The following is a 14,135-nucleotide window of genomic DNA, read 5'->3' on the forward strand; positions in this document are numbered from 1 at the left end:
CTGGCGACCTCATTGCCGACGACCGAGATTTAGCAGCCTGTTAAGTTAAGCATCGCTAGAACGAAGCAAGGCAGAGAGCAATCGACTCGCAGATCATTTTTCGATTATTGCCGCTCCATTTATGACCGACTTGACCAAAGTATATGGTAAGTGGAGCGCGCAGGCCGGAGGCGAGAGGATGGAGAGGCGGGGCAGACACCCGCAGGGTGACTTAATTCACGACCCGGATTTGGATAACTCAAAGGATACTTAAATGAATTCAAAACAGAGCTTCACCCTCAAGCTTTACACGCACTATGGAAAATGGGCGCCGTTTACCCTGAATGTGGAAGAACTCCTCCAATTGAAGGAATTCGTGCTCCTCACCTCAACGAAAATCATCCGATTAGGCAGTCAACACTTCCATATACAAAGCTGTCGTTTATCGTTCGGGTCTGAGCGCGAGCCAACGGCGTATGGAATTGAAATGGAGCCAGAAGAAATTATCACGCAAATCAACGAATGCCTCGCAACTGCATAAAGATTCAGTGTAAAGAACAGCCTAGCGAAATAATCAAGCACGAGATATTCAACCGCGCATCTCGACGACCGATCACCGTCTTAGCTCTCGAAGCACTGATTGAGCCTAAACCGACCTCCACGCTTGTAGCATCGATCATCGCTGGCGCGGCTCGCAGGAGATCGGCTGCGCGAGCCAAAGCATCCCATGGGCCGTTGCCTCTAAATGAATTGTCACTTAGTCTGAATTATCATAATCAAAAGCGTAAAATGGCATAAAGCGCATTCTAAATTTTCATCACTAGTATCTTTCAAGCCCCTGCCAAGAAAAATACCAATTAAGCTCGGCAAAATATCGGGAGTAGGTAAATGCCGCTGTAGAGCGACGCATGTCACGATCACTCACTGGGTATACTTGGTATACTTATCCAATCAATTTGCAATGCATTCCATTTTCGATGATTTAACCCTAATCCTCGCTAGTCCAATCAGGCCGCACACAACGACCACTTATTTGACAGGCTATTCGTGAGAGCTAAGCTCACCTCACCGCACGCCTTTACCGTAAGCATACCGCTTAGTTGAGTGGCGAATTCGGAATACAGGTTTGATCCACAGCATTTTTTGGCACAGCAAACCACTGCAACATTAAACCTAATCATATCCTCCGTGAGAGCACCATCATGACTGCTGCTAGTACAAATGAGCGCACTACAAGCGATTACTTCACTTTGCCAGAAGTCCGCTTGAGTGGGGCCATTGAGTTTGAGCCTCCCAAAATGGCAAACGTAAAGCTTGTGATGGATGTGGGCAACGGCAAGATCGTAGGGGCAACAATTGTTCCTCGTGACCTAGGATGTCGGAAATTTACTGGCAAAGTGCCCTCGCAAATGGGAGGGCGTATTGAGGTAGCTGGTTACCGTCTGATGCGACTATTCACACAAAGTCTTCACCACAGCCATTCTTCGGTTAAGACGGTTGCCTCTCAGCAGATAATTGTCTTGACGCCAGAGCAAGCCCAGTATCGGCTTAATGTTGCGATCAACACCTATAATTCAACTCTCAAAAAGTCCTTTTGACGCTAACACAAGGTGCTCCATCAAACAGCCCAACTGGGCGACGGGCAGACCTGCTCGGCCAGGACAATGACTGCGAGCCCTCGTTCAGAAATTAACGACGATTTATCCCGCTTCAGGTGCACTCACGCGCCGCATGCCATATCCTTGAGCGATGCATCTACTTTCGAGCAGTGATTTGAACGATGGGTTTTGAGAAATTAGCTGAACTACGTGACCGTCTGCAGGCTGAAGCAAAGCAGACGACGGCCGATACTGTGATACATCCCAAACGGAAGTCCTCCCCAGAAGGAGGGCCTCGCGTTCAAGATCCGGCGGTGGAAGCGATCTGGCGACTGCAGAAGCATTTTCCATTGGCTTTCCCAGTGAACCCTGCCCCCAAAGTACCGCTGAAAGAGGGCATAATCAAAGACGCTGAGAGGCACCTGGAATTGCTCGGAATAACCCAAGAGCAGCTCAAGCTCGCTATCTCGACCTGGTGTCAAGGAACTCGATATTGGGCAAGCATGGTTGTGAATGCACCCCGCGTGGACTTAAACGGCCAAGCAGTTGGTGCCGTCACGACTTCTCAGGCCATGCACGCGAAGCGGCAAGCACGCCAACGCGGTCGAGATCGACGAAATCCTAAACCGAGAAAAGCACCTGTTCTGGCTCCGGTTGCCGATGCTGCGATGGAGCACAGCACGGACTGAGGACTCGGGCCTCATGCCCCACAACATCAGGACGCTAAATGACGCCTATTTTGTTAATCCAAAATTTCGCAGTAGGCGTCAGTTATCGTGCCTCGCGTCCCGGCTAAAGCGCTGAAGGCGTTGGCATTTGATGGCCCATTGCCTGTATAACTCCCCCATCGGCAAATTGCAGGCGAGGGAGAGCCCAGTGTTTTTAAACGATCAGGAAACCGCAACGGACTTGCTGTACTACAGCGCGATCTCCAAGACGGTTGTGAAGCTAATCAAGAAGACCCCTGGCACTCCCATCACCATTGGGGTACACGGGGACTGGGGCGCTGGCAAATCTAGCGTCCTGCGCATGACTCAGGACGAGCTCAAAATCAACGAACGTGTCTGCTGCATCTGGTTCAACGGGTGGACGTTCGAAGGGTTCGAAGACGCCAAAACGGTGGTGATCGAGACCATCGTCGATGAGTTGAAGCGTGCCAAACCTGGGTCGACGAAAGTCGCTGCTGCAGCAGCAAAGGTGCTCAAGCGTGTTGACTGGCTAAAGGTCGCCCGCAAAGCAGGCGGTTTCGCGTTCACCGCCATGACCGGCATCCCTACGATGGAGCAGTTGAAGGGAATGTATGAGTTGGCCTCGTCCGTGCTTGCCAACCCAGCGGATCATTTGAACAAGGATGATTTAAGGGGGGCCGCCGAGAAGATCGGCGACTTCTTGAAAGAAGGCGGTAACGAGTCCGAGAAGCTGCCGGAACACATCCATAAATTCCGGGAAGAATTCAAAGAGCTGCTAGACGCCGCCGACATTGATCAGTTGGTTGTCATAGTGGATGACCTTGATCGGTGCCTGCCGAAAACGGCCATCGAAACCCTGGAAGCGATCCGTCTGTTCCTGTTTGTTGAGCGTACCGCGTTCGTCATCGGTGCTGACGAAGCCATGATCGAATATGCGGTGCGTGAGCATTTCCCTGATCTTCCACAGAGCTCTGGCCCTGCCAACTACGCCCGCAACTACCTTGAGAAGCTGATCCAGGTACCGTTCCGGATCCCGGCGCTTGGTCTGGCCGAAACACGGGTCTACATCACCTTGCTGCAGCTTGAAAATGCTTTGGGTACCGATAATCCGAAGTTTCAGGCATTGCTGGACGTGGCCCGAGAGGACATGAAGCGGCCATGGAAGAGTAAAGGGCTTGAGCGCAACGTCGTGCAGACGGCTATGGGGGGCACGCTTACCGAGGAAGTCAGCCAGGCGATCACGATCAGCGCTCATGTAACCAAGATCTTGAGCGAGGGCACGCGCGGCAACCCCCGTCAGATAAAGCGATTCCTAAACTCCATGATGCTCCGCCAAGCGATCGCGGAGGAACGTGGGTTCGGCAATGAGATTAGCCGGCCAGTCCTGGCGAAAATCATGCTGGCTGAGCGCTTCTACAGCGATTTCTACGAGCAAGTGGCAAGGCTCGCGTCCTTGGCGCAGGACGGTACGCCAGAAGCTTTGACGGGGCTCGAAAAGCGGGCCAGAGCCGCGATCCAGGGCGTTGAGGAGGACGAGCAGGAAAAGCCCGAGCGGAACGCTAAATCTAAGGTGGCCGTTGCTATCGGCGCTGAGCTTCAGCAATGGCTGAAAAGTGACTGGGCACTCAATTGGGCAAGAATCGACCCACCACTCGCAGGTGTTGATCTTAGACCCTACGTATTTGTCACACGCGACAAGCGAAGCTCTCTTGCAGGTTTTGTGGCGACTAGCCAGCTCGAGGCACTGGTGGAAAAACTCATGGGGCCTCGTATGAAGTTGAAGAGCGCAGCGGTGCTCAGCAGTATGCGCGAGCTCTCTGCCCAAGACGCGGAGGAGGTCTTCGACGCGATCCGAGACCGCATTCTCCAAGGGGATTCATTCGACAAAAAGCCCGATGGCGTTGACGGTTTGGTCGGCTTGGTCAAAGAGCAATCACGACTTCAGAACCGATTGCTCGAGTTTATTCGGGGGCTGCCTGTCGAACGGCTTGCTGGCTGGGCCGCTTCGTCTTGGGGCGAATGTCTGATCGATCCAGACGCCAACTCCGCGTTCTACAAGGTTCTTGAAGAGTGGAGTGCACAAGTAAGCAACAAGAAACTTAAGGTAGCCGCCGAGCAAATGTTGGAGCTGGGCCCGAAACGCTAAGGAATGCAGCATGGGTACATCAAAAGGTTACGGGGGATCTGTTTCTGGACTGGTTCCGTCTTGGGTGGATGATGTGGCTCCAGCGACCACATCAGGGCAAACCAATGATCCTGGGCAGGCTTCAAGCCCTTCCGGCGATCCAAACCAACCGGGGCAGGGTGGTCAGCCAGGGCAGCGCCCCGTGGACAACAGTGGTACTGCCAAACTACAGGGTGCCCGAAGTCAGTTCACCCGATTTGCCAGAACCGGAAGCCGCAGCGCATTAGGTAAGGCGCTGTCGAGCTATGTTAGAAGCGGGACGGGCGGTGCGGGGCGAGCTGCTCGGCGCATGGGCGCGTCCCGTGCCGCGGCCGGACGCCTGCTGGGCGTAATCAGAGATGTGCAACGCTTCGGTGCTGGTGAAGTACTGCGCCGGCTGAACCTGAATGGCCTTGCTGGACGCCCGTCCTCTGAGGTCTTCATGGCCCTCGTGGAGTTCGTCTGCCCCGCCGGAGGAGCGATCGACGAAGCCGTCGCCCGCCAGGCCATGCTCGAAAGCGTAATCGCGCTCGCCGAGTCGGAGCAGACGACCTTCGGCGAAATGACGCCCGAGCAGATGAACGAGTTCTTTCTCGACTTCGTGTCGCAGTCGATCGAGGGAATGGTAATGGCCGACCTCGGTCAACGAGGCATAACTATCCCGGATGACGTTAACGCAGTCGGCGATATGCAGACCGAGCTTCACGATTTTATTACAGGTGCGACTCGAGGGCGGTTATCTGATCGACTGGAGGGATTGCCAGGGCTCACTGATCAAGACATCCAGGGCGTGATCAACCGCATCTACGAATCTGCGTTCGAAATCATTGCCGTCGCAGCGGAGGCAGCACAATGAGACACCACAGCATCATCTGCCGGCTCGGCGCTGACGATATTGACCCTATCGAGATTCAGCACCCAGGAAGTCATGAGACCGCTATCTCTTTTCTGGATGACTACCAGCGTCTGAACTTTGGGATCGGGCAAGCGATCGATCAGCTCTCGAACAAGGGGATGCGCCCCAGCGAAACTGCAATCGATCTGGCACTGGTTGCCGGAGCGCTAACGGCCGCTGACACCCGAATTTCCAGGAAGACCGAATCCCAAAATGCTTGGACGCGTGAGATTGATCTCTACGTACCCGTCGCCGATCCGGGGTTATGGACTTCCGTGTCGGCGCTGCTTGCCTCCACCTTGCATTTCTTGACGGGTGATCGATGGAGGGTTTTCTTCCGCGATAGACCTCATGGCTTGGAGGAGTTGGCACCCATCGTCGAACTCTTCAGGAGCGCCAATCCCACAAGCGTATGCTTGTTCTCAGGAGGGATGGACAGTTTCATTGGTGCTATCGACCTGTTGGCCAGAGGAGAATCACCGCTGTTGGTGAGCCACTATTGGGACTCTAATAGCACTAGCAAATATCAGGATCAATGCTTGGAGGCGCTCCAGGAGCGATACCCAGAGTCTGCGATCCACCAGATACAAGCCAGGGTCGGCTTCCCGCAGGGGCTCGTAGCAAATATCAAAGGGGAGGACACGCTGCGGGGGCGCTCATTCCTGTTCTTTGCCTTGGCGGCCTTGGCGGCGGATGCCACCGGCACAGAAATGGTCATTCACGTTCCGGAGAATGGCCTGATCTCCTTGAATGTGCCACTGGATCCTCTGCGCTTGGGAGCCCTCAGCACGCGAACAACACACCCTTATTACATGGCTCGAGTAAATGAGCTATTCGCGGGCGTTGGGCTTCGCATGCGGCTTCATAACATGTACAGCCACCGCACCAAGGGGCAGATGGCTGAACAGTGCGCTGACGGTGCGTTTTTACGCGCAAACGTCCACAAAACCATGTCATGTTCCTCACCGGGCAAAGCTCGGTATCAAAGGGATCCGACCAATCGGCAGCCCAAACACTGCGGTTTCTGCGTTCCCTGTATCATCCGGCGGGCGGCCATTGCCCATGGATGTGGCGATGATACAACCCCGTATGTCATACCCGACTTGCACGCGCATATCCTGAACACGAATAAGGCTGACGGGGCCCATGTTCGCTCATTCCAGATGGCCATTCGGCGGTTGGAGAGGGCACCACACAGTGCAAGGTTCGACATTCACATTCCAGGGCCCTTGATCGACCATCCGGACGACCTCCAGGCATATGAGCAGGTGTATGTCGACGGACTCGACGAAGTGGATCGATATTTGACCGGAGTCCGGGCGCAACCCCTATGAACGCAAAAGCGCACGATCGTCCCAACTTGGTGGATTTTCACTGTCACCTGGATCTCTACCCAAACCATGAAGCGTTGATTCATGAGTGCGATCGTGAAGGGGTAGCCACGCTTGCTGTCACTACCACACCAAAGGCCTGGGCTCGAAACCAGGAACTCGCTCAGGCCTCAAAGCATGTACGGGTCGCATTAGGTTTGCACCCCCAGTTGGTGGCTGAAAGGGAAGGAGAGCTCGCGCTGTTCGAACGCTTGCTGGAAGGGGTTCGATACGTGGGGGAGGTCGGTCTTGATGCTGGCCCCAAGTTCTACTCCAGTTTTGAGGCACAAGAGCGCGTCTTCTCCCGGATCTTATCAGCCTGCTCTGAACAGGGGGGTAAGATCCTAACGGTTCACAGCATTCGCACCGCCGCCAAAGTTCTGGGGCACATCGAGCGCCAACTTCCACCCGACCGTGGGCGAGTCGTCTTGCACTGGTTTACAGGCAGTTCAGCCGAGGCCAAGCGGGCGCTGGATCTCGGGTGCTATTTCTCCATCAACATTGAAATGCTTAAGTCTACGAAGCATCGGGCACTCGTAGCATCGCTTCCACTGGATCGTGTACTCACCGAAACCGATGGGCCATTCGTGCAGGCCAGTGGAAAGCCATTGGTTCCTCGGGATGTGCGCGATGTGGTTCAGGCAATTGCTGCACTCAAGGGGCTAGATCCTGAGCTGGTCGCCCACCAGATTGTCAGCAACCTAGGGATCCTCCTGCGCAGCTGCTAACGACTGTTGGTTTCGAAAGACTGAACGAGCACTCGTCGCGGCCAACCCCGGCTCTATTCGATTGCTGCTCCTCCAGCCATGCCCGCCTAGGCCTCAGTTCATGGCAAGCGGAGCGCGCAGGCCGCCGGCCGGAGGCGCGAGGATGGAAGCCCGCCGGGGCAAGACACCCGCAGGGTGGCTTGATTCACGACAGCCGTGCCCACAGGGCCGCGCACTTCAGCACCTAAAGCGCCTCCATCTCAATCCCCCTTGACGACAGACCGGCGAATCAAAACCCACGCTAGCTTGCCTCAGCCCTTCGCAGCCTCGAGAATGGGAACCCAGCCCAGCACTTACAGGCGCGGGATTACGCATGCCCCCGAACCAGGACTGCCATTGAGCACTGCGACAGACGAAGACATGTTAAAAGCATCGGTAGAGAAAGGCGTGCCACGCACTATCCGCGCGGTTGATACGACGGCAGATCCCAGACCTCGCACGCTACGTCCTGACCACCAAGTGCTCTTTCTCGATTACGATGGCGTATTGCACCCGGATGCTGTTTACCGCACAAAGCACGGCCTAGAGCTCCGCGCACCAGGCAAAATAATGATGCATGCTCACATCCTGTCCGATCTGTTGCAGGACTTTCCTCGAGTTCATATTGCGTTGAGTACCTCCTGGGTCAGACTGCTGGGCTATAACCGCGCGAAAGCTGCACTGCCGCCGGCGCTTCAGGCGCGCACCATAAGCGCAACATGGCACTCCCGGATGCTTCGATCTCAGATAGAGGGATACGATAGCTGGTCGCGTCACGAGCAAATACGTGCAGCTGTAACGAGAGCGGGCATCACCCGCTGGGTCGCGGTTGACGATGACCCTGACTTTAGCTGGCCCGCCACTGATACCCGTTTGGTACGTTGCGAGCCCAGGGAAGGGCTCAGCAACGAGCAAACACAAGCGGAGTTGCGGGAAAAGTTGGAGGCGCTTGTAAACAACGCGGTTTACTAACAGTCCGGGGCATCAGGTCTTGCGGTCGTCGGGATAATCATCAACCGGCAGCTGAACGATCAACCCATCGCCACTTCGCTCAGCGCGTAACTCCTCATAGTGCATGGCAAGACAGAGATAAATCAGCGCCGTGCGGGAAAGCTTGAGCACCAGGAGCGTTTTCGCGGCAAGATCATCCCGGCCAATCACAAACGCCAAGTTGTCGGCCCTGAAAGCAGAGGCTGTCCCGTTAAATGGAGAGCCATCGACCACCTTGGCGTACTTGTGCTCAAGGTGGTTGCGCAACTCGTCGAGGGCCTGGGCGTCAGGGCGAGCCACGTCTTTGAGCGCCTTGGAGTAGACATCCTGCGACACCCAGTACAACGCGCGGAACGGCAGGTTACGCGTGAATCGAAATTCATCCCGAACAACTCGTGCTGCGCCTGTCGTGTTGAACCAGATTGTTCGAAAGTTGACAACACGCTCTGGCACGCCGAGCTTCCAGTAGGCATTGATAAAATACGCAACCTTATCCAGGAGCGAGTAGGCGCTGCGGAACGCGTTCTTGAGTTGTTCCAACCCCACGCCATACAGGGAAGAGTCGTGATTCATCGCCAAGGCCAGATCCTTGTCAGCAAAATGGCCAGAACCCGCGTGCTCCCCTTGATAGAGGCAGTGGCGGGCGAAACCGTACTCCTGCTTCAGCTGGTTGTAGAACCCTAGGTTCTGTCTGAAATTCGGAGAAACTCAACTCCAGTGCCGCGAACGCTGAGATTTTGTATGATTTTCAGCCATCTATGGAAAGGAATCCTGTGATGGCTAAGCGCTACGAGATTTCGGATGAAGCATGGGATATGGTCGCGGATCTTTTCACCCCAACCCACACCAGAGGCCGACCAAGATCAAGTGATCGCCTGATGCTCGATGGCATGCTGTGGTTGTTGCGCTCAGGTGCTGCTTGGCGGGACATGCCCGAGTGTTTTGGGCCTTGGCGTACGGTTTATCACCGCTTCCGGGTTTGGCGAAACCGAGGAACCTTTGATCAGATGCTCAAGCGATTACATCTCAAACTCAACGATCAAGGTCTCATCGACCTGCAGACCTGGATGATCGATTCAACTGCTGTTCGTGCTACCCGCGCCTCATCAGGTGCAGGTAAAAAAGGGGGCCTGATGAACCCGCCGATCACGCTCTAGGCCGCAGTCGCGGCGGCCTGACAACCAAAATCCATATGCTCTGCGACGCCAACGGGATACCGTTGCGCTTCCTTCTCTCTGGCGGCCAAGCCAGCGACATCAGCTATGCCCAGCCGTTGCTTGATGATGTCCGCATCCCGACAAACCAGCGTGGTCGTCCACGCAAACGATGCAAATGGTTGCTAGCTGACAAAGGCTACGACGCTGAGGCTTTGCGCCGTTACTGCGATCGATATCGGATGCAGCCGGTCATTCCGCTGCGCTCAATGAAACGCAAGCCCAAACCCGGCTTGCCGAGACTGTTTGATCGCCCCAAGTACCGCCAACGTAACGTGATCGAGCGTATGTTCGGCTGGCTGAAAGAGAACCGCCGAATCGTGACACGCTTCGACAAGCTCGCAAAAAGTTATGGAGCGATCGTCTCGTTGGCTTGTGGCATGCGGTGTCTGCGACACCTTTTTTCAGACAGAGCCTAGGTACGTAATCCCGACTTCGGCGTTGTGATCTGGCAGCCGCAGCACGTCGTAGCAGGCGACGGGCAGGGCGCCCAGGTCATTCATGGGGTTGAGGAACAGCTGAGCATCCAGACACCGTTGCCGGTAATGCTCCTCTACCTTTGATGTTCCTAGGCTTTGATAGAACAGTTGCGAGTCATCGTCCACCCGCTCAGCCACCCACGCCTGAAAGCCCCGGAACAAGTCGATGGCTCCGGAAAAGGTAGCGCCGTCTCGACCGCCCCCACCTTCGATTGCTGACTCAAGATGGCGTCGTCCATGGACAAAAAACCAGAAGGTGTGGCCCGCGTCGTAAAGCGCGCTGCTGTAACGTATCAAGCCAGCACCCAGGTTTCCCTGCGCCATTCCCAGGATCGGATGTTCAGTCGACAGCATGATGATTTGCTATGGCCGCAACCATTTTTATCCGCAGTCGAAGGAGGATTGCACTCGTGATCTGGCCCTCGCCCGCCTCACGTTTAGAATGCCCAAGGCATTGAGAGATTGCCGACTCGGTCAGCAGTGACGAACAGCTCACAATTCCAACGGTAAATTACTGCACTTTGCGGTTTGTCGGCAAAAGGCTAAGCTACATGAAGTGCAATTTCTGGAATGATTAGAAGGGGGGCAATCATGTCAGGAGCAGAACTCGAACGACTTTTCAGTATTCTTAATGATAAATGTTCAGATAAATGTTCATTTGTTCAAAAAGAGCCCCGCGAGGTGCCAACCTACATCATTGATGATGGGCGAATTAAGTATTCGAGTGCGATTGCTAAGGCCATACTGGGCCGCCTCCAGACACTTGAAAACCCGTTGGCTCCAGACAGTGAAGAATAGCGATCGGAGGCCAGCTGGGCCTCTAAGACTAGTTGAGATGCTGCACGCCCGAATGCCTGTTTATAACGCGTGAGGCTGGGAGGGTGGCTTGATTTACGACAGCTGTGCCCGCAGGGCCGCGCACACCAGCACCTGAAGCTCCTCCATTTCAAGAACTCTTGATGACAGACCCGCGAATCAGCAACCGCGCTGGCTTGCCTCAACCCTTCGCAGCCTCGAGAATAAGATCCCAGTCTTGTTTATGGGCGCAGGGCATTACGCATGACCGCCAACCCGGACTGCCATTGAGCAACTTCTACGGATGAAAACCGCCTGATACGCTGCGATCCCCACCAGAGATGTGGTAATGAGCAAACTCAAGCGGAGAAGGCACTCCTAAACAAAGCTATGCGGCCACGTTAGCTGCCTCCTATCCATGCAGGGGCCTTCAATACCGCCAGAATCCACAGCAAGGATGCACGAGCAATGAAACCTGAGATGTCTGAGTTTTCCTATGGATTCGCCTTCACCAACGAGCTCATTCACGCCCCTGGCTCCCACGTCGTAGCAGCCCCAGAATTCCCCTCACTACAGCAGGAGGGGAAGCCTGGCGGCGGCTACGACGTAAAGATCCCGTTCGGCTCACCGCTCTTCCTCCAGTTTAAGCTCAGCCACTTCATGGCGCGCACCAACAGCAAGGAATACGCGCTGATGGGAGGAGCCTACTACCGCTGGCATCTCCACGCGTTGAAGCATTCTGCTCAGCACGATTTGTTGCTGGACTTAGAAAGCAAGGGGAACGAAGTCTATTACGTCACTCCAGCCTTCCACCAAACCGCGGAGCTGAATACGCACTACCTATCAAAAGAAATCGTCGGACGATCGGCAGGATTTCGTCCAAGCGATATCGGGGCTTTGCCCGATGATGACGATCACTACGTCGTGTTCGATAGCAGCCCGTTAGCCTACCGGTGCTCGGATGACCCAAAGCTGGTTAGATTCCAGATGATGAGTCGCTTGCTCGGCGCGCAGCAGGGTCAACGTGACTCTCGTGCCTTGGATGAAGCTGGGGTTCACGCAATCGGCGACACCATCGTCGACGCCCTTCGCCAAAGTAGAACCCGCCGTAAGCTTGTGGGGCACAAGTCTGTCGATCCGGATGATGTGGCAAGAGCCATTGATCGCGAACCAACGCTGAGGACACTGGCATTTGTTTCCCGGACAGTTTTGGACTCTGAGCTGCTCATCATCGCTCCCACGGAGCGAGCGCCCAGGAGCTGAGCTTCGCCTGGAATGACGGAGCCTGAGCCGGTTCGACATTCACATTAATCGTGACGTTGGGCCGCTGACGTGCACATATGGTCGAGATCAGGGGGAGGGCGGACAACCCTCCCAGACCAATGCAAGCACAGCACCCAGGCCTGCAGAAGTTGAAAGCCCGTCAGGGGCAAGCCACCTGCAAGGCGAACAGCCGCAACCCATAATGCCTCTTAAATATCCTGACGCAATTCGGGAAGAGGAAGGTGACAGTGACGAGACTGTCTAGATTTGGCACCCTTAGGATTTACGCCATGCCGAGATTTATTGAATTTTCTGAGGGTAAAGTAGGGACGACTCCGGCGACCTGGTAAATAGGCAAAAACACCATAAATAAATGGGTGAGGGGGCTCGCACTCAATTCAAGGCGCAGCCTTATCAGGCGAAGACTTCGACAGCATGCTCGCAGTCAGACGCCGGATGTCATCAGCCGCTTGGGCAATATCCGGGTTACCCGATGCCTTAGCCCGATCGGCAAGGCCCTCCCTGATCAAGCGCATAATACGCCAGAGACCTCTCAGGTCATGGGCGCCGGACGAGCGCTCGTTGGGAAACAAGTATGAAGCAGGCAACGGCTGGTCGGAGTCAATATTCAGGTAAACCAGGTAGCGATCAAATGCTTTTGCAAGCGCCGGCGGCAACGGCGCTGGGCTACCGGTCTTGGGATGAGGCTCCAGCCATGTGCCTTGGCTATCTCGCGTGAACTGATCGATACGCCCTGGGTTTGAAGGACTCCCCAGCACCTGCCAAAGGGGACGGGCTGAGTATCTCGCGATACTTAGGTACATCTGAATGACCCGGACGACATGCGGGCTGGTGAAGAGATCTGGGATGGTCTTGAGCATCCACTCAAGAACCTCATCTGAAATAATTCCTCTGGCGTCTGGGCGCTTGAATAACAATGATTCTGGCGTTTTCGAGGCGACGTTTGGCCGGCTTGATCTAACGTCTTTGAGGTAGAAATCCATGAACGGTTTGACACAGAGGATCTCGCGTTTCCACACGTTTTTGTCGATTTCTTGCGAAGAATCGTCGTCAGAATTGGCACCACGGGCACCTTGGAAAAGTGCCCAGTTCGGGTTGATCGGCCAATCCTGGAAATCTATAGCAAGACTGGCTAGGAAACGAGTCTGTTTGCCTGAAGAGACCCAAGCGCTAGTTGGGTTGCAAATGAAGGCCGAGTAATCCTCGAAGTCCGCGCGTGTCCAATCAAGCAGACAGCGATCGTTAACGAAGCTCCAGTTCAGCATCTTTTCCAAGCCTTGGATGCAGGTGTTGTATTGCAGCTGGGAATTCAAGGGGCTCCAGTTGTGGGCGATCCAATTGATGAACCGGTCGGCGTACCAAGTACTAATGAACGGCTGGCTTGATTGGCTGACTTCGCTCAGGCGCGCGGAGACTTCATGGTTGGCGGGGAAACCAGTAGCGCTTTTAGGGCGCCAATGGCTGTAAGGAGGAAAGATCGGGAATGGGATGAACGGCCGCGTCATGGGTGTACCCGCGAGCTAAAATCTTCGAGTGGTGCATCTACGTTTAGCAGACGTACTGGTTGCTAGCCAGTCTTCAAAGCTTCAGGTGCGGAAACGGAGGTTCTTGACAGGGCAACCTAAGGGAGAGCGTGAGAATGGTAACGCAAGGGGCTGATTTTCAATCGAACGGGGTTTTGTGCAAAACAGACCGGGAGTTAGTGGAAATGGACAGAAGAGCTCGCTGGCAAGCCAGCTCCCACAGATCACCTCAAATCCTGGCAATGCAGAGATTCGGGCGGAGCAGACCCAGATCAGTCATTTACACCCACACCCCAATACGCAATTTAACATAATATACATTATGCGTAGTCTCGTATTGTCCCAGCAGCCCAATCTCACACCCCAAGAAAGCCCCAGATCCCGCCGATGCCTATCCACACCTTGGCAA

The 14,135-nt window shown here is 54.9% G+C and carries 12 protein-coding genes and 1 pseudogene; 10 read left to right on the forward strand and 3 right to left on the reverse strand.

Translation table 11 applies throughout. From position 1 onward, the window contains the following. The first annotated feature begins 253 nt into the window (after positions 1-253). From ACZ9GA_RS11800 to ACZ9GA_RS11835, 8 genes are all read left to right on the forward strand, one after another. Positions 254-520, forward strand: coding sequence for a hypothetical protein (locus ACZ9GA_RS11800; RefSeq protein WP_457362502.1), 267 nt, complete (start codon positions 254-256; stop codon positions 518-520). A gap of 661 nt (positions 521-1,181) precedes the next feature. Further along, positions 1,182-1,577, forward strand: coding sequence for a hypothetical protein (locus ACZ9GA_RS11805; RefSeq protein WP_457362501.1), 396 nt, complete (start codon positions 1,182-1,184; stop codon positions 1,575-1,577). Between the two features lie 182 nt (positions 1,578-1,759). Then, positions 1,760-2,266 (forward strand): ProQ/FinO family protein, encoded by a 507-nt coding sequence (locus ACZ9GA_RS11810; protein ID WP_457362500.1) that lies wholly within the window; start codon positions 1,760-1,762, stop codon positions 2,264-2,266. A 130-nt stretch (positions 2,267-2,396) separates the two neighbouring features. After that, complete coding sequence (gene qatA / locus ACZ9GA_RS11815) at positions 2,397-4,412, forward strand: Qat anti-phage system ATPase QatA (RefSeq protein WP_457362499.1); 2,016 nt, start codon at positions 2,397-2,399, stop codon at positions 4,410-4,412. Positions 4,413-4,422: 10 nt separating this feature from the next. Continuing rightward, positions 4,423-5,286, forward strand: coding sequence for a Qat anti-phage system associated protein QatB (gene qatB, locus ACZ9GA_RS11820; protein WP_457362498.1), 864 nt, complete (start codon positions 4,423-4,425; stop codon positions 5,284-5,286). Next, a complete protein-coding gene (gene qatC / locus ACZ9GA_RS11825; protein ID WP_457362497.1) occupies positions 5,283-6,659 on the forward strand; it encodes a Qat anti-phage system QueC-like protein QatC in 1,377 nt (458 codons plus the stop codon). Before qatB ends, qatC begins: the two co-directional genes overlap by 4 nt. Then, positions 6,656-7,423 carry a Qat anti-phage system TatD family nuclease QatD gene (gene qatD, locus ACZ9GA_RS11830; RefSeq protein WP_457362496.1) on the forward strand — a complete coding sequence of 256 codons (768 nt, stop codon included), beginning with the start codon at positions 6,656-6,658 and terminating at the stop codon, positions 7,421-7,423. Before qatC ends, qatD begins: the two co-directional genes overlap by 4 nt. A 399-nt stretch (positions 7,424-7,822) precedes the next feature. Further along, complete coding sequence (locus ACZ9GA_RS11835) at positions 7,823-8,413, forward strand: HAD domain-containing protein (protein ID WP_457362495.1); 591 nt, start codon at positions 7,823-7,825, stop codon at positions 8,411-8,413. A gap of 12 nt (positions 8,414-8,425) precedes the next feature. On the opposite strand, the pseudogene ACZ9GA_RS11840 reads toward ACZ9GA_RS11835, so the two are convergent. Then, positions 8,426-9,103, reverse strand: a pseudogene (locus ACZ9GA_RS11840) (LA2681 family HEPN domain-containing protein); the annotation flags it as partial. Between the two features lie 104 nt (positions 9,104-9,207). Here ACZ9GA_RS11840 and ACZ9GA_RS11845 point away from each other — a divergent pair. Continuing rightward, positions 9,208-10,064 (forward strand): IS5 family transposase gene (locus tag ACZ9GA_RS11845; protein ID WP_457362494.1). Its coding sequence is split into 2 segments (ribosomal slippage): positions 9,208-9,556 and positions 9,556-10,064, totalling 858 coding nucleotides; the frame shifts between segments, so codons are not numbered across the junction. Here the strand turns inward: ACZ9GA_RS11845 and ACZ9GA_RS11850 are convergent. After that, complete coding sequence (locus ACZ9GA_RS11850) at positions 10,050-10,478, reverse strand: hypothetical protein (RefSeq protein WP_457362493.1); 429 nt, start codon at positions 10,476-10,478, stop codon at positions 10,050-10,052. The two genes, ACZ9GA_RS11845 and ACZ9GA_RS11850, sit on opposite strands and share 15 nt — an antisense overlap. Before the next feature lie 909 nt (positions 10,479-11,387). Here ACZ9GA_RS11850 and ACZ9GA_RS11855 point away from each other — a divergent pair. Beyond that, the gene (locus ACZ9GA_RS11855) at positions 11,388-12,182 is read left to right on the forward strand and encodes a hypothetical protein (RefSeq protein WP_457362492.1); all 795 of its coding nucleotides are present in this window, start codon (positions 11,388-11,390) and stop codon (positions 12,180-12,182) included. Positions 12,183-12,580: 398 nt separating this feature from the next. On the opposite strand, the gene ACZ9GA_RS11860 is transcribed toward ACZ9GA_RS11855, so the two are convergent. Next, positions 12,581-13,708, reverse strand: coding sequence for an integrase (locus tag ACZ9GA_RS11860; RefSeq protein WP_457362491.1), 1,128 nt, complete (start codon positions 13,706-13,708; stop codon positions 12,581-12,583). Positions 13,709-14,135 lie beyond the last annotated feature (427 nt).

It is taken from the genome of Pseudomonas sp. TE3644 (assembly GCF_056278815.1).